At 65.3% G+C, this 21,840-nt stretch carries 19 protein-coding genes; 8 read left to right on the top strand and 11 right to left on the bottom strand.

All coding sequences use genetic code 11. From position 1 onward, the window contains the following. The first annotated feature begins 119 nt into the window (after nucleotides 1-119). On the top strand, nucleotides 120-1,454 hold the full coding sequence (locus GWQ44_RS21265; RefSeq protein WP_047306195.1) for an MFS transporter: 1,335 nt from the start codon (nucleotides 120-122) through the stop codon (nucleotides 1,452-1,454). A gap of 85 nt (nucleotides 1,455-1,539) precedes the next feature. Next, the gene (locus GWQ44_RS21270; RefSeq protein WP_275928223.1) at nucleotides 1,540-3,162 is read left to right on the top strand and encodes a methyl-accepting chemotaxis protein; all 1,623 of its coding nucleotides are present in this window, start codon (nucleotides 1,540-1,542) and stop codon (nucleotides 3,160-3,162) included. A gap of 6 nt (nucleotides 3,163-3,168) precedes the next feature. On the opposite strand, the gene GWQ44_RS21275 is transcribed toward GWQ44_RS21270, so the two are convergent. The 4 genes from GWQ44_RS21275 to GWQ44_RS21290 form a co-directional block, all read right to left on the bottom strand. Next, nucleotides 3,169-4,047 carry a DMT family transporter gene (locus GWQ44_RS21275; protein WP_016966405.1) on the bottom strand — a complete coding sequence of 293 codons (879 nt, stop codon included), beginning with the start codon at nucleotides 4,045-4,047 and terminating at the stop codon, nucleotides 3,169-3,171. A 101-nt stretch (nucleotides 4,048-4,148) separates the two neighbouring features. Continuing rightward, entirely contained in the window at nucleotides 4,149-4,964 is an 816-nt protein-coding gene (locus GWQ44_RS21280) for a sugar phosphate isomerase/epimerase (RefSeq protein WP_275928224.1), read from the bottom strand. A 7-nt stretch (nucleotides 4,965-4,971) separates the two neighbouring features. After that, nucleotides 4,972-6,024, bottom strand: a complete 1,053-nt coding sequence (locus GWQ44_RS21285) for a Gfo/Idh/MocA family oxidoreductase (RefSeq protein WP_016966406.1) — start codon at nucleotides 6,022-6,024, stop codon at nucleotides 4,972-4,974. A gap of 261 nt (nucleotides 6,025-6,285) precedes the next feature. Continuing rightward, nucleotides 6,286-7,065, bottom strand: coding sequence for an IclR family transcriptional regulator (locus GWQ44_RS21290; protein WP_016966407.1), 780 nt, complete (start codon nucleotides 7,063-7,065; stop codon nucleotides 6,286-6,288). Between the two features lie 300 nt (nucleotides 7,066-7,365). Between GWQ44_RS21290 and GWQ44_RS21295 the strand changes: the two genes are divergently transcribed. After that, nucleotides 7,366-8,214 carry an aldo/keto reductase gene (locus GWQ44_RS21295; protein ID WP_275928225.1) on the top strand — a complete coding sequence of 283 codons (849 nt, stop codon included), beginning with the start codon at nucleotides 7,366-7,368 and terminating at the stop codon, nucleotides 8,212-8,214. An 80-nt stretch (nucleotides 8,215-8,294) separates the two neighbouring features. Here the strand turns inward: GWQ44_RS21295 and pcaG are convergent, their stop codons facing one another. The 3 genes from pcaG to pcaQ form a co-directional block, all read right to left on the bottom strand. Continuing rightward, a complete protein-coding gene (gene pcaG, locus GWQ44_RS21300; protein WP_016963848.1) occupies nucleotides 8,295-8,900 on the bottom strand; it encodes a protocatechuate 3,4-dioxygenase subunit alpha in 606 nt (201 codons plus the stop codon). 10 nt (nucleotides 8,901-8,910) lie between these two features. Then, nucleotides 8,911-9,630, bottom strand: coding sequence for a protocatechuate 3,4-dioxygenase subunit beta (pcaH, locus tag GWQ44_RS21305; protein ID WP_016963847.1), 720 nt, complete (start codon nucleotides 9,628-9,630; stop codon nucleotides 8,911-8,913). Between the two features lie 103 nt (nucleotides 9,631-9,733). Next, on the bottom strand, nucleotides 9,734-10,663 hold the full coding sequence (pcaQ, locus tag GWQ44_RS21310; RefSeq protein WP_179599644.1) for a pca operon transcription factor PcaQ: 930 nt from the start codon (nucleotides 10,661-10,663) through the stop codon (nucleotides 9,734-9,736). A gap of 139 nt (nucleotides 10,664-10,802) precedes the next feature. Here pcaQ and GWQ44_RS21315 point away from each other — a divergent pair, with 139 nt between their 5' ends. Both GWQ44_RS21315 and GWQ44_RS21320 read left to right on the top strand, forming a co-directional pair. Continuing rightward, nucleotides 10,803-11,693 (top strand): neutral zinc metallopeptidase, encoded by an 891-nt coding sequence (locus tag GWQ44_RS21315; RefSeq protein ID WP_199010966.1) that lies wholly within the window; start codon nucleotides 10,803-10,805, stop codon nucleotides 11,691-11,693. Then, the gene (locus tag GWQ44_RS21320; protein WP_275928226.1) at nucleotides 11,694-12,665 is read left to right on the top strand and encodes an alpha/beta hydrolase; all 972 of its coding nucleotides are present in this window, start codon (nucleotides 11,694-11,696) and stop codon (nucleotides 12,663-12,665) included. A 31-nt stretch (nucleotides 12,666-12,696) separates the two neighbouring features. Here GWQ44_RS21320 and GWQ44_RS21325 read toward each other — a convergent pair whose 3' ends face one another. From GWQ44_RS21325 to GWQ44_RS21335, 3 genes are all read right to left on the bottom strand, one after another. Then, on the bottom strand, nucleotides 12,697-13,290 hold the full coding sequence (locus GWQ44_RS21325) for an HAD family hydrolase (RefSeq protein ID WP_275928227.1): 594 nt from the start codon (nucleotides 13,288-13,290) through the stop codon (nucleotides 12,697-12,699). Further along, nucleotides 13,287-14,156, bottom strand: coding sequence for an acyl-CoA thioesterase II (gene tesB, locus GWQ44_RS21330; protein ID WP_016963843.1), 870 nt, complete (start codon nucleotides 14,154-14,156; stop codon nucleotides 13,287-13,289). Before tesB ends, GWQ44_RS21325 begins: the two co-directional genes overlap by 4 nt. A 103-nt stretch (nucleotides 14,157-14,259) precedes the next feature. Next, entirely contained in the window at nucleotides 14,260-14,829 is a 570-nt protein-coding gene (locus GWQ44_RS21335) for a GNAT family N-acetyltransferase (RefSeq protein ID WP_016963842.1), read from the bottom strand. Between the two features lie 74 nt (nucleotides 14,830-14,903). On the opposite strand from GWQ44_RS21335, the gene GWQ44_RS21340 reads away from it, so the two are divergent. Together GWQ44_RS21340 and GWQ44_RS21345 are read left to right on the top strand one after the other, a co-directional pair. Beyond that, nucleotides 14,904-15,824 carry a histone deacetylase gene (locus tag GWQ44_RS21340; protein ID WP_047306206.1) on the top strand — a complete coding sequence of 307 codons (921 nt, stop codon included), beginning with the start codon at nucleotides 14,904-14,906 and terminating at the stop codon, nucleotides 15,822-15,824. Nucleotides 15,825-16,411: 587 nt separating this feature from the next. Beyond that, nucleotides 16,412-17,659, top strand: coding sequence for a TIGR03862 family flavoprotein (locus GWQ44_RS21345; RefSeq protein ID WP_275928228.1), 1,248 nt, complete (start codon nucleotides 16,412-16,414; stop codon nucleotides 17,657-17,659). Nucleotides 17,660-17,739: 80 nt separating this feature from the next. Here the strand turns inward: GWQ44_RS21345 and GWQ44_RS21350 are convergent, their stop codons facing one another. After that, nucleotides 17,740-19,074 carry a DEAD/DEAH box helicase gene (locus GWQ44_RS21350; protein ID WP_016963839.1) on the bottom strand — a complete coding sequence of 445 codons (1,335 nt, stop codon included), beginning with the start codon at nucleotides 19,072-19,074 and terminating at the stop codon, nucleotides 17,740-17,742. A 273-nt stretch (nucleotides 19,075-19,347) separates the two neighbouring features. On the opposite strand from GWQ44_RS21350, the gene GWQ44_RS21355 reads away from it, so the two are divergent. Continuing rightward, nucleotides 19,348-21,777 carry a discoidin domain-containing protein gene (locus GWQ44_RS21355; RefSeq protein ID WP_275928229.1) on the top strand — a complete coding sequence of 810 codons (2,430 nt, stop codon included), beginning with the start codon at nucleotides 19,348-19,350 and terminating at the stop codon, nucleotides 21,775-21,777. Nucleotides 21,778-21,840 lie beyond the last annotated feature (63 nt).

Below are 21,840 nucleotides of genomic sequence, written 5' to 3' on the forward strand. Positions count from 1 at the left end.
CGAACCTACCCAGCCGATCAATCACCCAGTCCCTGGCTGACATGCCCCACTGACGATTGATCACGCGCCCTTGAGTTCCGACGAGCCCTGGCTCGTCAGTCACTGAACGGATGGCTTACATGACTCCTTCTCAAAGCTCTCGCATCGCCCCGAGCCTCGGTGCTGCCAGCGGCATCGGCGACAAGATCCGCGGCGCCATGGCCGTCGGCAAGACCCGCTGGGGCATGCTCGCCCTGGTGTTCTTCGCCACCACCCTGAACTACATCGATCGCGCCGCCCTGGGCGTGATGCAGCCGATCCTGGCCAAGGAAATGAGCTGGACGGCGATGGACTACGCCAACATCAACTTCTGGTTCCAGGTCGGCTACGCCGTGGGCTTCGTGCTCCAGGGCCGGCTGATCGACCGGATCGGCGTGAAGCGGGTGTTCTTCTTCGCCGTGCTGCTGTGGAGCCTGGCCACCGGCGCCCACGGCCTGGCCACTTCGGCGGCGGGCTTCATGGTCTGCCGGTTCATTCTCGGGCTCACCGAAGCCGCCAACTACCCGGCCTGCGTGAAGACCACGCGCCTGTGGTTCCCGGCCGGTGAACGCGCGGTAGCCACCGGGATCTTCAACGCCGGGACCAACGTCGGTGCGATGTTCACCCCGATGCTGCTGCCATTGATCCTCCACGCCTGGGGCTGGCAAGCGGCGTTCCTGTGCATGGCCGCGCTGGGCGGCGTCTGGCTGCTGTTCTGGGGCCTGAAGTACTTCAACCCGGAAGATCACCCCAGCGTCAAAGCCTCGGAACTGGCCTACATCCAACAACAAGTGGAGCCCGAGCCGACCCGCGTGCCCTTCAGCCGCATCCTGCGCATGCGCGGCACGTGGGCCTTCGCCCTGGCCTACTCGCTGACCGCACCGGTGTTCTGGTTCTACCTGTACTGGCTGCCGCCGTTCCTCAACCAGCAGTACAACCTGGGGATCAACGTCACCCAGATGGGCATCCCGCTGATCATCATCTACCTGACCGCCGACTTCGGCAGCGTCGGTGGCGGCATCCTCTCCTCGTTCCTCATCGGTCGCGGCATGAACCCGATCAAGGCGCGGCTGCTGTCGATGTTCCTGTTCGCCTGCTGCATCATCGGTGTGATCATGGCCGCCGGCACCGCCAACCTGTGGCTGGCCGTGTTCGCCATCTCCCTGGGAATCGGCGCCCACCAGGCCTGGACCGCCAACATCTGGAGCCTGGTGATGGACTACACGCCCAAGCACATGATGAGCACCGTGTTCGGCTTTGGCGGCATGTGCGCGGCCATCGGCGGCATGTTCATGACCCAGATCGTCGGTCACATCCTCACCGTCACCAACAACAACTACACCCTGCTGTTCACCCTGATCCCGGCCATGTACTTCATTGCCCTGACCTGGATGTACTTCATGGCCCCGCGCAAGATTCCACACGTAGAAGACTGATGCTCCCCTCGCGCAGGTCCGGTCCCGGGCCTGCGCTTTTTTATCTGCACCCCTCCCTTTTTTTTCCACACTCGGAGTACGTCCCATGACGCTGGGTAACCTGAGCATCGCCAAACGCGCCGTGATCAGCTTCGGCGTGATTGCCCTGCTGGTCCTGCTGCAGGGGCTGTTCGCCCTCAAGCAAGTGGCCGAAGTCCGCGCCACCGGCCAGCACACCGAAAACATTTCCCTGCCCAGCACCCGCTACCTGGGTGAAGTGCGCGACTACGTGTTGAGCATCCGCGTGCTCAGCCTGCGCATGGCCCTCAACCGCGAACCCAAGGTGCTGGAAGCCACCGTGGCCCGCCTGCATCAAGTACAAGCCTGGCTCGACCAGGCCCTGGCCAGGTTCGCGCCGCTGGTGGGCGATCACAACCGGGCGCAATACCAGACATTCCTTGCCACGGTAAAAAGCTACCAACAGGCCCTGGCCCAGTACGAAGCCCTGTCCCAGGACAATCGCAGCAGCGAGATGACGGCCCTGCTCAACGGCAAGATCCAGGATTACTCGACCCAGACCGGCGACCAGTTCGCCGAACTGATGAACCTGACCGCCGAGGAAGTCAGCCAGTCGGCCCAGCACGCCGACGCGCTGTACACCCAGGTCAAGGTCACGGTGATCGGCGCCCTGCTGGCCGTCGCCCTGCTGACCCTGTGCCTGGCCTGGCTGTTGATTCGCAGCATCGTCGTGCCCATCCGCCAGGCCGTGGGCGTGGCCGAGCAAGTGGCCGCCGGCGATCTGGGCCGACCGATCCACAGCGAGGGCCGCGATGAAACCGCGCGCCTGCTCAAGGCCCTGGCCAGCATGCAGGCCAGCCTGCGGGAAACCCTGCAACTGATCAGCAGCACCTCGACCCAACTGGCCGCCGCCGCGCAACAGATGAGCCAGAGCACCCACCAGGATTCCAGCCGCCTGCAGCAGCAACACAACGAAATCGAGCAAGCCGCCACAGCCGTCAACGAGATGACCGCGGCCGTCGAGGAAGTGGCGCGCAACGCGGTGTCCACCTCCGACACCACACGCCAGTCCACCACCCAGGCGACCCAGGGGCAGGCCCGGGTGATCGAGACCCTGGATTCGATCCAGGCCATGAGCAGCGATGTCGGCACCGCCTTGCAGCAAGTGCAGACCCTGGCCGAGCAGTCACGGGAAATCGGCAAGGTGCTGGACGTGATCCGCGCCATTGCCGAACAGACCAACCTGCTGGCCCTGAACGCCGCCATCGAGGCCGCGCGGGCTGGGGAAGCCGGCCGTGGTTTTGCCGTGGTGGCAGACGAAGTGCGGGCCCTGGCCCATCGCACCCAGCAGTCGACCCAGGAAATCGAACAGATGATCGGCCGGGTCCAGGGCGACACCGACAGCGTGGTGCAATCCATGCACGGCAACAGCCAGCGGGTGGCCCAGACCCTGTCCATCGCCGAACAGGCCGGGCTGGCCCTGGGGCAAATCACCCGGGCCATGGAGCAGATCCACGAGCGCAACCTGGTGATCGCCAGTGCCTCGGAAGAACAGGCCCAGGTGGCCCGTGAAGTGGACCGCAACCTGCTGAACATCCGCGACCTGTCCCTGGAAAGCGCCGACGCCGCCACGCGCACCAACGCCACCAGCCAGGAGCTGTCGCACCTGGCGGCAGGCCTGCAGAACCTGGTGGTGCGCTTCCGCTTTTGAATCGTCTCAGCGGCGACGTTGCTGCCAGGCCGCCGCCAGCCCGCTGAGGCAGATCACGGCGATGCCCACCTGGGTGATCAGCGTCGGCGTATGGCCGAACAACAGCCAGCCCAGTAGCCCGGCAAAGACAATCTGGCAATAGCCGAAGGGCGCGAGCAGCGCCGGCGCCGCATGGCGAAAAGCCTGGGTCAGGAACAGGTGGGCGCTCATGCCACAGGCGCCCAGCGCCAGCATCAGCACGCCATGGAAGAACCCGGGGGTCTGCCAGAAGAACGGCACCAGCGCCGTCATCACCAGGGTGTTGCACAGCCCGGCGAAGAAGTTGCTGGTGGTGGGGCTGTCATGCTCGGCCAGCTTGCGGGTCAGCAGTTGATAGAAGCAGAAGAACAGCGCCGAGCAGAACGGCAGCAGCACCGCCGGCGTGAACAGCTCGCCGCCCGGATGGACGATGATCAGCACCCCGACAAAGCCGCAGATCACCGCCAGCCATTGGCCGCGGGTCACCTGCTCGCCAAGCAAGGGCACCGACAACGCGGTAACCAGCACCGGCGCGAGAAAGTTGACCGCCGTGGCCTCGGCCAGGGGAATGAACAACAGCGCCGAAGTGAACAGCAAACTGGTGCTCAACAGGCACAAGGCCCGCAGCAGTTGCAGCAGCGGCCGCTTGCTGCGCAACACCCGCAGGCCGGATTGCGGCAGGAAGATCCCGGCCATCAGCAAGGTATGGATCAGGTAGCGGGCCCAGACCACCATGATCACCGGGAAGAACCCCGAGAGGTATTTGGACAGGGCGTCGTGGCTGGCGAACAGGAAGGTCGCCAGGACGATCAGCAGAATGCCCTTGAAAGGCTGATTGATCCCGGAAAGGGGCGTGCTGCGGGTCATGGGCATTCCTTGAAGGTGATTGAAAACACGGCTTCGCCGGCAAGCCGGCTCCTAGCGGGTATTTGTAGGAGCCGGCTTGCCGGCGAAAGCCCCCCGCCCACTCAGATCCTGGCCAGCAGCGCGCGCGTTGCATCCAGCGCCATCTGCGCCCGCTGCAAGGCACTCACGCCCTGCTCCAGCAGCTGCACCGTGGGAATTTCCAGGCTCAGGGGCAGGTGCTGCGGCAGACACCGGAGCAACCCCGCCAGATCGCAGTCGCCCTGCCCCGGAAAGCGCCGCTCGTTACGGGCCTGGCGCAGGATCTCCTGCATATCGTCCGGACGTGGCCCGGCAACGTCGCACAGCTGCGCATAACGCAGGCGCACCGGATCAACCTTGGCCAAGTCCGCCAGACGCGAACCCGAACGGTCGAAATGGAAGGCGTCCACCAGCACGCAGCCATTGTCACGACCGGCGTTTTCCACCACGCGCACGGCCTGCTCCAGGTTGCGCGCGTCGGTCCAGGGCATGAACTCCAGATGGGGATGCAAGCCATACTGCCGCGCCAGATCGCACAAGGCGGCAAAGTTGTCGGTCAGGCGCGCCTCATCCGGGTCATTGCCCGCCACCAGCAACTCGCTGGCGGCAAACTCGGCGCCCACCGCCAGCAGCGCTTCGAAGTCGCCCACCCGGGTCTGCGGCTTGAGCCGCAGGATCTCCACATCCAGCACCCGCACGCCGCTATCGCGCAGGCGCGCCAGAGTCTGGCGCCGCAAGCCGGCATCCGCCACCAGCGGGAAGTGATGCTCCTCCGGGGTCGCCGGTTCCAGGCGCAGGCCGACATGGCTGTAGCCGGCACGGGCGGCCACCTCCACCATCTCCGGCGGCGACAGCTCCAGCACGGTCAGGCTGGCCAGGGAAAAAATCCGCTCACTCATCAATCGTTCACTCAATAGGGGTGGGGGTGCAGGCTCGGCCCGTGGCGGCGGCCTGGCGAATCGCCTCAACCAGCGCCAGGGTGCGCGCGGCATCGGCAGCACTCACCAGCGGCGCGACTTCGCCGCGGGCGACTTGGACGAAGTGCTGCAATTGCAAGCGCAGGGCCTCGCCCGGATCGAAGGCTTCCTGCTGCATCAGCAAGGGTTGATGCCAACCGGCCCCGGCCTCGGCGTAATGCCAGCGCTTGAGCTGGGGAATGCTCAGCGCGCCCTCGGTGCCGGCCAGCAGGTAGCACGGCTGATCGGCCTGACGCGGATACACCGGGTTCTCTCCGGCATCCAGCTCCCAGCTCCAGGGCGCGGCCACCGCATCGGAACCGGTCAGGCTGCCCAGGGCGCCGTTGTCGAACTGCAACAGCACCGCGGCGCAGTCCTCGTTGGCGTAGCCGCGCACGCGGTTGCTGGTGATGGCCTGCACTTGTCGCACTTCGCCGCACAGGTGGCGCAGCAGGTCGAGGTCGTGGATCAGGTTGGTCAGCAACATCCCGGCCCCGGCCTCGCGGCGCCAGGGGATGTCGAAGTAGCTCTCGGGTTTTTGCAACTGCCAGAGCGCGGTGACCGTGGTCAGCCGGCCCAGGGCGCCGCCGTGCACCAGTTCATGGGCCCGGGCGATCAGCGGGTTGTGGCGCCGGTGATGGCCCACCAGCACCGGCACGCCCGTGGTGCGCGATGCCGCCACCAGCTCGCGCACTTCATCCAGGTGCACGCCCACCGGTTTTTCCAGCAGCACCGGCACGCCTGCCGCCAGACAATCCAGGGCGGTGCTGACATGGAGGTTGTTGGGATTGGCGACGATTACCGCATCCGGGCGCACCTCCTGGAGCAACGTCCGGTGATCGCGAAAATGCGGCACCTGCCATTGCCCGGCGATGGCTTGCGCCTGGGGCCCCGGATCGGCCACGGCGCACAGCCTGGCCTCGGCCAGGGTCTTGAGGTGCTGGTAATGCTGCTGCCCCATATTGCCGACGCCGATCAGGGCAATGCGCAGTGGCGGGTTCAATGGAAGATCCTCTTGTGATTGTTATAGGGACAATGAATTCCAAATATTTAGAACTCAGTTCCATTTTCATACAAGAGGGATAAAAAATACCGTCCGATTATCGAACGGCTTTGTGCCGAGCCGAAGCCTGTGTAGCCGCTGCCGCAGGCTGCGAACGGCTGTGCAACAGACGCGGCGATATCAAGGCCACCACCCGCCCGACGGTAGATCGACAAGCAAGGCCCTGCGGGCCTTTGCGCAGCCTCGCAGGCTCGGCAGCGGCTACAGGTTGAACAGTTCGGAAGCCTGGCTGGCGGCCGACAGTTCCTCGGCAAACTGCAACAACAGTGGCGCCAGCTCATGCAGCCGCGCCAACGGCAGGCGCGCGCTGGGACCGGCGATGCTGAGCACGCCCACCACCCGGCCATCGATGGGGTGGCGCACCACGGCGGCAATCGCCGAGGTGCCGACCGCCGAGCTTTCCTCGACCCAGGCATAGCCCTGCTCGCGGGCCAGGCGCAGGCGTTCGAGCAACTCGATGTTCGAGCGGGGGGCATTCGGTCCCAGGTCCGCCGGAGGTTCCACGCCCTGGCGCTCCACCAGCGACAAGGCCTCGGCATCGCTCAGGGTGGCCAGCCAGGCATGCCCGGAAGCGGTATAGAACAACGGCGCCTCGCGGCCCATGTCCGGGTCGTAGCGCAGGCCGGATCGGGCGCCCTGGGACTTGGCGATCCAGGTCTGGCGCTCGCCCTCGATCACCCCCAGGCGCACCAGCTCGCCGGACTCCTGGGCCAGGCGATCGAGCACCGGCTGGACAATGTCGGCGCCGCTGACCGAAAGGTAGCGAAAGCCCATGGCCACCAGCCGGGTGGACAGCTGGTAGCGCAGGTTGTCCGGGTTCTGGCGCACGTAGCCCAGGCGAATCAACTCCGCCAGCAGGCGATGGGTTGCACTCTTGGGAATCTCCAGCTGTTCCGCCAGGGTCTGCAATGGCAGGCCGCGAGGATCACCGGTAAGACGTTCGAGAACGCTGAAGACGCGTTCGATTTGACTGCCAGCCATGGTCGGGTCCCGACAAAATTTGGCCGATTCTAGTGACAACGGGCCGGTTGGGGAACTGCGCGGCAAGGTTCGATTACCGCCCAGAATCGACGCGGCCGGACCTGGGAGCCCGGCACAACGCCTTGTGCGCAGGTTAGCCGAGTCCGTATATTTTTTGGAACCAGCTTCCACAAATCGACCATCCCATAGCCCTATTGGCCGGGCATCTTCTGCCCGCCCCTGCTGTCCAAGCCTCAACCACCCGCCATCGCCGCAGCCTGTCGTACCGGCTGCGCTGTTTTATCCACAGGGAGATTGCCCATGCCTCACACCGTAGATTGCCCGGTCCTGACCCACAGCGGCCTGCACATGCCCAAGCTCGGCCTGGGCACCTGGCCGATGCTCGACCAGGCATGTACCCGCGCCGTGGAACAAGCCCTGGAGCTGGGCTACCGGCACATCGACACGGCCCAGGCCTACCACAACGAAGAGGCCGTGGGCCTGGCCCTGGCCAACAGCGCAGTGCCCCGGGAGCAGATCCACGTCACCACCAAGGTCTGGTGGGACCAGTTGCAACCCACCGCCATGCGCCACTCACTGGAGCGCAGCCTGAAAGCTCTGCAAACCGACTACATCGACCTGTTCCACATTCACTGGCCGGCCAGCGACTGGGAGCTGGAGCGCAGCATCGACACCCTGGTGTCGTTCAAGGAACAGGGGCTGGTGAAGCACATTGGCGTGGCCAACTTTCCCCTGGCCCTGCTGCGCCGGGTGATCGAAGGGTTGGGCGCGCCGTTGTCGGCGATCCAGGTGGAATACCACGTGCTGCTGGGACAGAGCGGCCTGCTGGATTACGCCCGCGAACGCGATCTGGTGCTGACCGCCTATACCCCGCTGGCGCGCAACAAGGTGTCGGAGGTGGCCCAGATCCAGCAGATCGCCGCCAAGCACGGCGTGCTGCCGACCCAGGTGGCGCTCAAATGGTTGCTGGACCAGGACAACGTCGCGGCGATTCCCAAGGCCAGCAGCCGGGCCAACCAACTGGCCAACCTGGAATCCCTGAAGATTGACCTGGACGATGCCGACCGGGCGCTGATCGCCGCCCTGCCCAAGGATCAGCGTCAGGTCAGCCCGGACTTCGCTCCGGTGTGGGACCACTTCGACCACTGAAACGAAACGCCCCCTGACACCGCAGTGTGGCGTCAGGGGGCGGATTCTCGAACGCTGGCCATTCCTGGCTTGGCGATGCTTCAGAAATCGAAGAACACCGTCTCGCCTTCACCCTGGATGCGGATATCGAAACGGTAGGCACGCTGGCCATTGACCTCGCAAGGATGGGCCAGCAGGGTTTCCCGGCGCTGCGGCTGCTCGATCAGGTTCAGCACCGGGCACTGGGCGTTGGCCTCCGGCTCATCGGCAAAGTACAGCCGGGTGTGCAGGTGGATATTGATCCCCCGGGCAAACAGCGACAGGTTGATGTGCGGCGCCATGGGCACTCCGGCCGCGTTGTTCACCACCCCGGGCTTGACCGTGTTGAGGGTCCATTCCCCGGCATCGAAGGTGGTGGCGGTGCGGCCAAAGCAGTTGAACGGTTTTTCCGTGTCGAACACCGGGTCATAGACCCCGGCATGGTCGGCCTGCCAGAACTCCAGAAAGGAGTCGCGCACCAGGTGGCCGTTGCCGTCGTAGACATGGCCGATCAACAGGATCCGCTCGCCCGGCGCATCGGGCTTGGCCATCTGGTTCCAGATTTCCTCGGGGCGGGTCGGGTTTCCCGCCGCCGCCAGGGCCAGGCCGATGTGCACGTAGGGGCCGGCCGTTTGCGAGGGGGTTTCAGGCAGCAGTTGAACAGGCATGGCGGGCTCCTCAGCAGTTCTCGAAGTGGGTCTTGCGCTGGCCGCGCAGCACGATGTCGAAGCGGTAGGCCAGGCAGTCCATGGGGTTGGCATTGCCCATGTCCAGGCGCGCGATCAGGCTTTGCACCGCATCCGGATTGGCGATGGACTTGACGATCGGGCACAGCGGAATCAAGGGGTCGCCTTCGAAATACAGCTGGGTGATCAGGCGCGTGGCAATCGACGGCCCGCTGATGGAGAAGTGGATATGCGCCGGACGCCAGTCATTGGGGCCGTTGCGCCATGGGTAGGGGCCGGGCTTGATGGTGCGGAAGCTGTAGTAGCCGTCGCGGTCGGTGAGAGCCCGGCCGACGCCGCCGAAGTTCGGGTCCAGGGGCGCCAGGTAGCGGTCGTTCTTGTGCCGGTAGCGGCCGCCGGCGTTGGCTTGCCACATCTCCACCAGGGTGTGGGGAATCGGTTTGCCGTACTGGTCGCAGACTCGCCCGGAAACGATGATCCGCTCGCCCACCGGCAAGCCGCCGTGGTTGAAGTTGAGCAGCAGATCGTTGTCGAAGCGCCCGGTGCGCAGGTGGGAAAAGTCCGGGCCGCTGGTTTCGCTGAGCGATTGCGGAATGCTCACCAGCGCCTGGCGTGGCGAACGGGCAACCGAGGTCTTGTAGTCGGGGGTCAGGGCCTTGGGGTGCCAATTACGGTCGCGAATCACGAAGCGACTGCTGTCTGCATCAGACATGTCGTTCTCCTGTTGTTTGATTTATGGAGCGCAGCTGACGCAGTTTCAAACAAAGCAGGCGCGGGGAAAATTGAAAAGCCGCCCGCGATCCATAACCAAAAGGTTATGGATAGCTGCCCTCGTGATAGGCCCGTCCCACTTCCCGGAGCACGTCCACCGCCCATTGCGCCGCCAGCGACAGCGGCAAGCTGGCATTGCTGGAGATGCCCACCGAGCCGCCGGGCTCGCGCAAGCCCAGGTCCAGTTCGCACAAGTCGCCATTGGCCAGATCCAGGCGCACCGCATCCAGCGGCGCGATCCACAGTGCATCGCTGGACAGGGTGTAGCGCCGACTCAGGGCCACCGACAGGGTTTCCAGGCGCTGTTGCGACGGCGCGATAGCGCACTGAATGAACAGGCTGTCGGCGTGCTTGCGGATGCTGGTGCCGGCCAAAGGCAGCACCAGGGGGTATTTGCTGACCGCGTCACGGGTGAAGGGACCGACCACCAGCGGATGCTCGGGGCGCGCCACCAGGGTCATGGATTCGCTGTACAGGTGCTCGAAGCTCAGGCCGTGGATCTCCGGACTCTCGGTCATGCGTCCCACCACCAGGTCCAGGTCGCCGACCCGCAGTTGCGAGAGCAGATGGGCGCTGGGGCCGGTCAGCACGCTCACGGTCAATGCCGAATGCCGCTGGTGCAGGCGCCGCATCACCTCCGGCAGCAGCAGGCTTTCCACGGTGGAGAGCACGCCGATGCGCACCAGCCCGGCGGCATATTCGCCGCCGCGCAAGCTGCTGACGCCCTCGCGCAGGGCCTGCACCGAAGGCCCGGCATAGCGCAGGAACGCCCGCCCGGCCTCGGTCAGGCTGAGGCCGGCCTTGCTCCTGGCAAACAGCCGGGTTTCCAGCAGGTCCTCCAGCTCCTTGAGGGTTTTCGACATTGCCGGCTGGCTCACCGCCAGCACATCGGCGGCTCGGGCCAGGCTGCCCTGGCGGGCCATTTCAAGAAAACACACCAGGTGACGGAATTTGATGCGGGTGTCGATGTTCAATAGCAAGCCCCGAATGAGTCTGGACCGGATCGATCCGGCGCCGGGCCATGGTAGCGTGCGCAAAAATCCCTGACGACCGGACTGGCGCCGGTCTGAACCACCAGCAACACTGACCAGCAGAAAAAACGAGGACTCCCCCATGCTTTGGAAAAAAGGCCGGCGCAGCGACAACGTCGTCGACGTGCGAGATGACAGCAGTGGCGGTGGCGGCGGCATGCGTTTCGGCGGCGGCAAGGGGTTGAGCCTGACGGCGATCGTGCTGATCGTCGGCATCGGTTGGGCCACCGGCCAGGACCCGCTGCAGATCCTCGGGCAATTGCTCGGCCAGAGCAGCCAGACCTCGGCCCCGGCCACCCCCCAGGCGCGCAAGGCACCGCCGGCCAACGACGAGCAGGCGGAATTCGTGCGCGCCATCCTTGGTGACACCGAAGACACCTGGGGCCAGATCTTCCAGCAGGCCGGTCGCCAGTATCAGGCGCCCAAGCTGATTCTGTTCCGTGGCCGGGTCAACTCGGCCTGCGGCGCCGCGACTTCCGCCAGCGGGCCATTCTACTGCCCGGCCGACCGCCAGGTGTACCTGGACATGGACTTCTTCCGGGAAATGGCCCAGCGCTTTTCCGCCGCCGGTGACTTCGCCCAGGCCTATGTGATCGCCCACGAGGTCGGGCACCACGTGCAGACCCTGCTCGGCGTCTCGGCCAAAATGCAGACCGCGCGCCAGCAAGGGCGGCAGATGGAAGGCGACGGCGGCTTGCTGGTGCGCCAGGAACTCCAGGCCGATTGCCTGGCCGGGGTCTGGGCCTACCACGCCCAGCAACGCCTGAACTGGCTGGAACCGGGGGATGTGGAAGAAGCCCTGAACGCCGCCAACGCCATCGGCGACGACCGCCTGCAGCAGCAAGGCCAGGGCCGGGTGGTGCCGGACTCCTTCACCCACGGCACCTCGGCGCAACGGGTGCGCTGGTTCAAGACCGGCTTCAGCCAGGGCCAGGTCGGCCAGTGCGACACCTTCGCCGCCAAGAGCCTGTAGATGGGCCGGCTGCTGATGGCGTTGCTGTGCCTGGGCTGCCTCGGTGCCCAGGCAGCGGAACATGGAGTCAAGGTTGTCAGTCCCGAGCGCCTGGCCCTTGAGGGTGGGCAGCTGGCCCTGGGCCTGAGCCAGGACTGGCGCCAGCCGCTTCCCGGGGTACGGCGGGTGCTGATCATCGTCCATGGACGACTGCGCAATGCCCAGACCTATCTGCACAGTGGCGAAACCGCCGCCGAGCAGGCCGGGCAAGGCGTCGCGACCCTGGTGATCGCCCCACAGTTTCTCAATCAGAGCGATATCGCCCGCCATCAGCTGCCGGACACGCTACTGCGCTGGAAAGGCAATGACTGGATGGCCGGCGAACCTGCTGCCGGTCCCGTGGCCATCAGCGCCTATGCGGTGCTGGACGCCATCCTCCAGCGCCTGCAGGAGCGCAATCGTTTTCCGGCACTCAAGGAGGTGGTGATCGCCGGTCACTCCGGCGGCGCCCAGGTAGTGCAGCGTTATGCCCTGACCACCGGCAACCATCCCGAGCTGAAAGCACTCGGCATCGGCCTGCGCTTCGTGATCGCCAATCCGTCGTCCTACGCCTACTTCGATGCCACGCGCCCGGTGGCAGTCGAGCCGCTCAGTTGCCCGGGCTTCAACGACTGGAAATACGGCCTGAACCGGCTACCGGCTTATGCGGCCGGCCAGTCTCCGGCCCAGCTGGAACAGGGCTATGCGCAGCGCGACATCACCTACCTGTTGGGTCAGCAAGATATCGACCCCAACCACCCGGCCCTGGACAAGAGCTGCGCGGCCGAGGCCCAGGGCGCCTACCGGTTGATTCGCGGCCACCACTACTTCGACTACCTGATGCGGCGTCACCCGCAAGGCTTGCCACAACGTTTGGTGGAAGTGCCCGGGGTCGGGCACGACGGCGACAAGATGTTCACCTCAGCCGAAGGTCAGGCGGCGCTCTTCCAGTAGCAGCCGGCTTGCCGGCGAAAGGACCCGCCACTCAAACCGACAGCAATTCCCGCAACTGCGCGCAATCCCGGGCATGCCAATCGGTCAGCTCCGGCCAGGGGTTGTCCGGCAGGTTCACCAGCACCGTGCGCGTTCCCGCGGCGCGTCCGCAGTCCAGGTCGAAGCGGTAGTCACCGACCATGACCATGCGCTGCGGCGCCACATCCCAAGCCTCGGCCAGTTTCAGCAAACCACCGGGATGGGGTTTGGGCGGGGCCTCGTCGCGCCCCAGCACATCGGCTTCGGCAAAGCAGTCCGCCAGACCGATAGCGTCCAGGGTCACGTGGGCCAGCTCCCGGGCATTGCGGGTGAGGATGCCCAGGCGATAACCGCGCCCGGCCAGTTCCCGCACCAGTTCCACCGCCCCCGGCGCCGGGCGCGAACCCAGGGCCAGGTCGCGCTCGTGCTCCAGCAGCCAGGCGTGCTTGGCCGCGGACTCGTCCGCCGGCAAGGCCGCCAGGTGAGTGAGGATGTCGTCCTGCGGAGGAATCGACAGCGCCTGGCGAATCGCCGCGAAATCATGCACGGCGATGGTCAGGGTGCCGTCCATGTCGAACACCCAATGTTTTATCTCTGAAAGACTCATGCCCAATCCTTGCGATGACGGATCAACCCTTCCTGAGTCACCGAGGCTACCAGTTGCCCGGCACGGTTGAACACGCTGCCCCGGGAAAAGCCCCGGGAATTACCGGCCCAGGGGCTGTCCATGGCGTACAGCAGCCAGTCATCGGCCCGCAGGTCGGCGTGGAACCACAGGGCGTGATCGAGGCTCGCGACCTGCATGTCCTTCTGCCACACCGATTTGCCGTGGGGCAGCATCGAGGTGGTCAGCAGGCCGAAGTCCGAGGCGTAGGCCAGCAGGTACTTGTGCAACGCCGGGATGTCCGCCAGGGCGCCGTCGGCGCGGAACCAGACGTACTTCACCGGATCCATCGGCTGCGGGTTGTAGGGGTCCTTCTCGGTCACCGGGCGCACTTCGATGGGCTTGGGGCACAGCAGTTTCTCGCGCATGTGCTCGGGAATCAGGTGCGCGCGCTGGGTGGTGATCTCCAGCTCCGAGGGCAGGTTTTCCGGCCCGACCACCTCGGGCATGCGGCTCTGGTGCTCGAAGCCTTCTTCGTCGTACTGGAAGGAAGCGCTGCAGGTGAAGATCGGGTTGCCCTTCTGGATCGCCGTCACCCGCCGGGTGCTGAAGCTGCCGCCATCGCGGACCCGATCCACCTGGTAGACCACCGGCAAGGCGGCGTCGCCGGGACGCAGGAAATAGCCGTGCATGGAATGCACGTGGCGTGCTTCCTCTACCGTCTGACTGGCCGCGGACAGCGACTGGCCGAGCACCTGACCACCAAACAGCTGGCGAAAACCCAGGTCCTGGCTGCGACCGCGAAACAGGTTTTCCTCGATGGCTTCCAGGGTCAACAGATCGACCAGATCATCCAGCACATGACTCATTCAGACTCTCCTCACACAGGGCAACACCGCGCAATCTCGGCTGCGGCGGTGATATCAATTGGGGCCAGGTATCTCGTCGACACATTCTAAACGTGCGCGCCTGCTATCCATGCAAGGTTTCCAGCCATTGTTCGCGGGTAATGCGGTACAGCACATGCTCGCGCAGCGGGTGATCGGCGGCGAGTTTCGGGTGTTCGAAATCCTCCTGGGCAGCGTGATGCATGCCAATGGCCTGCATGACCTTCTGCGACGGCAGGTTGGCCCGGGTGGTAAAGGCCACGACTTCGTCCAGGGCCAGTCGATCGAAAGCGCAACGCAAGGCAGTCCAGGCCGCCTCGCTGGCGTAACCCAGGCCCCAGTGTTCCCGGGCCAGGCGCCAGCCGATTTCCACCGCTGGGGTAAAGGGCGCTTCGAAGCCCACCTCCAGCAGCCCGGTAAAGCCGATAAAGGCGCCGCTGTCCTTACGCTCAAGCGCCCAGAGGCCAAAGCCATGTTCGGCGAAATGCCCGCGTATGCGCCCGATCAGCGCGGCACTTTCCAGGCGACTCAAGGGCGCGGGAAAGTAGCGCATGACCTGTGGATCGGCACACATCGCGGCAAACGCCGGCAAATCATCGTCACGCCACTGGCGCAGCAGCAGGCGCGCGCTTTCGAGTTGCAGTATTGGCTCCATCAGGCCCTCCGTTTCCGTGGGTGCAAGTCTACATCGCTGGTAGGATCCTTCACGGGTTCCTCTAAGAAAATGCCATGTCATTGCCACTGATCTATCACGACGACTACAGCCCGGAGTTCCCGCCGGAACACCGTTTCCCCATGGACAAGTTCCGCCTGCTGCGCGACCACCTGGTGGACAGCGGCCTGACCCGTGACGCCGATCTGCTGCGCCCCGAGTTGTGCCCGGCCGACATCCTCGCCCTGGCCCACGACCCGGCCTATATCGAACGCTACATGAGCGGCGAGTTGTCCCGGGAAGACCAGCGGCGCCTCGGCCTGCCCTGGAGCGAAGCCCTGGCCCGGCGCACGGTACGCGCTGTCGGCGGCTCCCTGCTGACGGCCGAAAAGGCGCTGCAACATGGCCTGGCCTGTCACCTGGCCGGCGGCACCCATCACGCCCATTACGACTACCCGGCGGGGTTCTGCATCTTCAATGACCTGGCGGTGATCAGCCATTACCTGCTGCAAAGCGGCCGCGTGGGGCGGGTGCTGATCTTCGACTGCGACGTGCACCAGGGCGATGGCACCGCACGGATCCTGCAACATACCCCCGACGCGGTGACCGTCTCGCTGCACTGTGAAAAGAACTTCCCCGCGCGCAAGGCCCAGAGCGACTGGGACATCCCGCTGCCCATGGGCATGGGCGACGCCGACTACCTCAAGGTGGTGGACGACACCCTCAACTACCTGCTGCCGCTGTATCAGCCGGACCTGGTGCTGTACGACGCCGGGGTCGACGTGCACCAGGACGACGCCCTGGGCTACCTCAAGCTCACCGATGCCGGTGTGGCGGAACGCGACGAACGGGTCATGCGCCACTGCCTGGGCCGCGACATCCCGGTGCTCGGCGTGATCGGCGGCGGCTACAGCAAGGACCGCCAGGCCCTGGCCCGACGCCACGGCATCCTCCATCACAGTGCACAGCGGGTCTGGGAGTCGTCAGGCTGCTACTGAACCCAGTGGCCTTACCCACATCCGCTGTGGAACCGCTTGTGGATAACCTGGGAGAAAGCCCCGCCAGCCCCTGTTAATCGGGGGCTGCAAGCAATCGTCTGTTTTTTGATCAATGCCATCAGACGGTCACAGTGTTGTGGATCGCTTACCCCCAATCCCTGTGGAGCTGCCTGTGGATAAGCTGCGTGAAACACGCTACAGCCCTCTATCGGCGGGGCTTTCAGCGTGGTGTGTGTTTTTTGATCAGGCGCAGCGGGCGTTCGGCGACGCCGTAGCGCTTACCCCCAATCGCTGTGGAACCGCCTGTGGACAACCTGCGCGAAAGTCGCTACAGCCCATGCAGTGCAAGGCCTGCAGACAATCGACCAGTTTTTGATCAGTTTCATCAAGGTGTCATCCTGGCGTGGGCCGCTTACCCCCAATCCCTGTGGAGCCGCCTGTGGACAACCTGCGCGAAAGTCGCGCCAGCCCACGGGACACAAGGCCCGCAGCCCGCTGTCTAGTTTTTGACCAGGCATCATCGACCCAGCAAGCCCCCTGCACCTCGGGTAGAATGCCCGGCCTATTTCCTCAGCCCCGCCCCTGCCATGACTGCATCGCATTCTTCCACGCCCCACCACGTCGCGATCATCGGCGGCGGCCCTGCCGGCCTGATGGCCGCCGAGGTACTGAGCCAGGCCGGAATTCGGGTCGACCTGTACGACGGCATGCCATCGGTGGGCCGCAAGTTCCTCCTGGCCGGGGTCGGTGGCATGAACATCACCCACTCCGAAGCCTACCCGGCCTTCCTCTCGCGCTATGCCGAGCGGGCCCCGTACATCGCCCCGCTGCTGCGCGAATTCGGCGCCGAGGCCTTGTGCCAATGGATTCACGGCCTGGGTATCGACACCTTCGTCGGCAGCTCGGGGCGGGTATTTCCCACCGACATGAAGGCCGCGCCGCTGCTGCGCGCCTGGCTCAAGCGCCTGCGCGACGCCGGGGTGGTTATCCACACCCGGCACCGCTGGCTGGGCTGGAATGCCGACGGCAGCCTGCGCATCCAGCATCCCGAGGGCGAAGGCGCGGTAAAGGCCGATGCCACCCTGCTGGCGTTGGGTGGAGGCAGTTGGTCGCGCCTGGGTTCAGACGGTGCCTGGCTGCCCCTGCTGCAACAGCGCGGCGTGCAGGTCGCCCCCTTGCAACCGAGCAATTGCGGTTTCGAGGTCAGTGCCTGGAGCGAGTTGCTGCGCAGCAAATTCGCCGGGGCGCCGCTGAAGAACGTGGCCATCGGCCTCAATGACGACATTCCCCGGCTGGGTGAATGCGTGATCACCGCCAGCGGCATCGAAGGCAGCCTGATCTATGCCCTGTCGGCGCCGATCCGCGACAGCATCCACCAACACGGGCAAGCCACCGTTCATATCGACCTACTGCCGGGCAAGCCTCGGGACAAGGTCCAGGCCGCCCTGGCCAAGCCGCGTGGCTCGCGCTCCATGGCCAAGCACCTGCAGAGTCAGTTGGGGATCGAGGGGGTGAAGGCCGGGTTGCTGCGGGAGCTGACAGGCGCCGACACCTTCAACGATCCGGCGCGCCTGGCGGCGGCGATCAAGGCACTGCCCTTGACCCTGGTACGCCCACGGCCCCTGGACGAAGCCATCAGCAGCGCCGGTGGCGTCACCTTCGAAGCGCTGGATGAACGACTGATGCTGGAGCACCTCCCCGGAGTGTTCTGCGCCGGGGAAATGCTCGACTGGGAAGCCCCCACTGGCGGTTACCTGCTGACCGCCTGCTTTGCCAGCGGCCGTCGGGCCGGGCTGGGCATGCTCGAATGGCTGAAAAGCAGCGGCAAGCGTTAAGCCACAAGCTTCAAGCGACAAGCCGCAAGCTGCAAGCCCACCTGAACTTGCCGCTTACAGCTTGTAGCTTGCCGCTGCTTTTAAGGTTTGCGCTTGCGCGGCCCGGTGTTGAACGCCGGAACCTTGCGCACCGGTTTCACCGCTGGCGCTTCGGCCACTTCGCCACTGTCCACCCACTTGCCCAGGTTGCGCTTGCCGCCACCGCCGGAAGTTTTCGGTTTCTTGGGCTTCTTCGGCTTTTTCACCACCTGGCCACTGGCGTCGGTTTCCGGCACCCGGTGCTCGGGCTCGAAATCCTGTTCTTCATGGCGCTTGAGGGTCTGGCGGGTGAGCATCTCGATCGCCGACAGCAGGTTGACTTCATCGGCGCACACCAGGGAGATCGCCTCGCCGGTGGAGCCGGCCCGGCCGGTACGACCGATGCGATGGATGTAGTCCTCGGCGACGATCGGCAGGTCGAAGTTGACCACCAGCGGCAGGTCTTCGATGTCCAGGCCACGGGCCGCCACGTCGGTGGCCACCAGGATCTGGATCTCGCTGGCCTTGAACCGGTCCAGGGCACGCTGGCGCGTGGCCTGGGGCTTGTCGCCATGGATGCCGTCGGCGTTCACGCCCTGGCCCTGGAGCTTTTCCACCAGCGCATCCACGCCGTTGCGGGTCTTGGCGAACACCAGCACCTGCTTCCAGCGGTTCTTGCGCAGCAGGTGGCTGAACAGCTCCGGCTTGCGCTTCTTGTCCACCGGCACCACCCATTGCTTGACCGTGTTGGCGGCGACGTTGCGCGGGCTGACCTCGATGCTCAACGGGTCCTTGAGCATCTGCCCGGCCAGCAGGCGGATAGCGTCGGAGAAGGTCGCGGAAAACAGCAGGGTCTGGCGCTTTTTCGGCAACGCCGCGTAGATGTCCTTGAGCTCCTCGGAGAAGCCCAGGTCGAGCATGCGGTCGGCTTCGTCCAGCACCAGGGTCTGCAGCTGGCTGAACTTCACCGCGTTCTGCCGGTACAAGTCCAGCAGGCGCCCCGGGGTTGCCACCAACAGGTCCACGCCTTTGCGCAACTTCATCATCTGCGGGTTGATGCTGACCCCGCCGTACACCGCGTAGGTGCGCAGCGGCAGGTGTTCGGCGTACTGACGCACGCTTTCGTGAACCTGCTCGGCCAGCTCGCGGGTCGGCACCAGGATCAGCGCACGCACCGAGTTGCTGTCGACCTTGGGCCCTTCCAGGGTCAGCAACTGCAGCAGCGGCAAGGCGAAACCAGCGGTCTTGCCGGTGCCGGTCTGGGCCGCAGCCATCAGGTCACGCCCGCCCAGCACCGCCGGGATGGCTTGCGCCTGTACCGGGGTCGGGGTCTGGTAGCCGAGGGTTTCAAGGGCGCGCAGCAAGGGTTCGATCAGGCCAAGAGTGGCGAATGTCATGGGGGTACCGTAGGAAAAAGTCAGCACTGGAAAGGCAATGGGCGGCAGTTTACCGCACTTTTAAGCGCTTGCTTTCCCTACCGCCGCTTGGCATTCCCGTGCATCCGCGGCTTCGTACATGACCGAAAAGGCCTGGCGGACATGTACAAGCACCAGGTCGATTCATAAGATTCAGCGCGCCGGCAAACCTCCCGAATCCATCTCATCAGCGCCCGTCATCCAGCGATTGCCAATACGGGTGTCGCACTGCGCTGTGCTTGTCCTGGAGTGGTTATGCCCCACCGCCAATTGCCTTACCTTTCCCTGGCCGACGCCATCCGCGCCGCCAGCCTGGGAGCCGTCCTGCTCATGCCCTTGGCCAGCCCGGCCCTGGCCCACGAGACATCACCCGCCACGCCTGCCATTGATAGTGCCGCGACGCTCAGCGGGCCGTTCATCGACATCCAGGCCTTGAACCCCGATCCCAGGCTGCGCAACGCGCCTGCCGCCAGCACCGAGCGCCTGACCCAGGCCACCGGCCTGAGCATCGGCGCCCTGCGCCTGGATCAGGACGATCGCTTCAAGGACATCAAGGTCCTGGTGGGCCGGGCCCAGGGGCCCGCTCGCCAGGCATTCGGCGAAAGCAACGTCGTCGTCACCGCCCGCAGCGATGGCAGCTTCATCGCCCTGCTGCCCAATGCCACCATCCGCGGCGACGCCAATGGTCAGCAGACGCTGATCCCCGCCGAAACCCGGCACTCCCATGCGCCCGGCAACATCGACTATGTGCAGTCCGAGCAAGCCCAGGAGCCCAACCTGCTGCAGACCCGCGACGGCCAGCGCAGCTTTCAGGTCGATCGCAACGCCCAGGGCGAAACCGTGATCGACCTGCTGGCCGGTTTCTCCCAGGCCGCCGCCGACTATATCGGCGACCACGAAGCCTACGCCCTGGCCCAGGTCGCCTCGGTCAACCATGCGTTGCGCCAGTCACAGATCGAAGGGGTACGCCTGCGCCTGGTGGGCACCCAGGTGATTGCCGAGGATCACCCGATCACCGCTGGCTCCGACGGAACCCTGCGCAAGGTCAGCAGCCTGTTCGCCGAAGGCATGCGGCAATACAGCCCCGATCTGGTGACCGGGTTCTTCGTCGGCACCCCGGGGGTCGACACCATGCTCGGCTGGGGCAATGTCAATGGCCGTTACTCGATCAACAACATCAAGTCGCCCACCACCTTTCGCCACGAGGTGGGGCACAACATCGGCGGCGGTCATTGCCCGGATGGCAGCAGCGACCGTTTCGGCTACCACAACGGCCGGGTCGGCACGATCCTGTGTGGCAACCACGTGGGCTACTACTCCAACCCGGAGGTCAGGGACAACCAGGGCGTGCCCCTGGGCCAACTGGGCAGCGCCAACATGGCTCGCCTGTGGCGTGAAGGCGCCCAGCGCATGTCAGCCTATAGCCCGGCGGTGATCCCCATGGACCACGAACAGGTCACACCACTGCTGAGCAAGTCCATCGACCTGCAACAGAACGTCATCCACTACCAGGCCCTGGATATTCCCGAGGGCACCGAGCGCCTGGCGTTGTCGATCAACCACGGCCCGCGCCATGAACGGGCGGGCAAGGTGCAACTGCTGCTCAAGCACGGCGCCCGCCCCACCGCCAGCGACTATGACTACCGTTCCCTGGAAAACCATGGCGTCGCCCTGGGGGTGAGCCATCCCAAGCCCGGGCGCTGGTACGTCGGGGTACGAGCCGAGAAGAACAAGAGCGCCAGCGACCAGTTGCTTGAAGGCCATGTCTTCGCCAAGACCCAGGAAACCAGCCAGGCTCGCTACCTGCGTTTTGTCGCCACGTCGTCGATCAACGGCAGCAAAGTCGCCAGCATCGCCGAACTGCTGCTGGCCGACGCCAAGGGCAAGCCGCTGCCCAGAGACGGCTGGCGCGTCCACTCGGTCAACGGCAAGACCTCCGGCATCGACAACAGCCTGTGGTTCGTCGATGGCAAACCAAACTCGTACTGGAGTTCGGGCAGTGCCAGCTATCCCCACGAGATCATCATCGACCTCGGAGCAGAGCGGGGCTTCTCTTCCTTGAACTACCTGCCGCGGCAAAACAACGATACCGCCGGCAACATCAAGGGCTACGAAGTGTATGGCGGGGACAGCCCGACCAGCGCCTGGGCGCTGCTGGCCAAAGGCGAGTTCAGTGCCGACAACGAGGTCAAGTCCGTTGCCCTCAAGCCGGTCGCGGCCAGCCTGCCACCTGTCGCCGTGATCAGCGGTCGCAGCCAGGCCAACGCCGGTGACCCGGTGCTGCTGGATGCCTCGGGCTCCAGCGACCCGCAAGGCGAGGCCTTGAGCTTTGCCTGGCAAGTCACGCCGACACTGGACTTCAGCTACGACGGCGCACGTATCAGCTTCACCGCCCCGCAGCTCAAGCAAGACACCCGCTATCGCTTCACCCTGAGCGTGGACAACGGCCAGAAAACCGCCACCGCCGAGCACAGCGTCACGGTCCTCGCCCCGGCGCAAACGGCGCCTGGCTGCACAGCTGCCTGGACGCGCAGCACGGCCTACCTGGGCGGTCAGAAAGTCAGCCACAACGGACGCTTCTTCCTCGCCCGCTGGTGGACCCAAGGCCAGGAGCCGGGCAACCCGGCGTTCACCGGGCCGGACTTCAGCGGCAAGGTCTGGAACGACCTCGGCCCCTGTCACTGACAGCCGCCGGGGGCTTCACGCCCCCGGCAGCCAGCCCCCTTCCCACAGCGCAGGCGGCGGCCC

Origin of the sequence: Pseudomonas sp. 3MA1 (genome assembly GCF_029237275.1) — a bacterium.
Lineage (GTDB): Bacteria > Pseudomonadota > Gammaproteobacteria > Pseudomonadales > Pseudomonadaceae > Aquipseudomonas > Aquipseudomonas fluorescens_AP.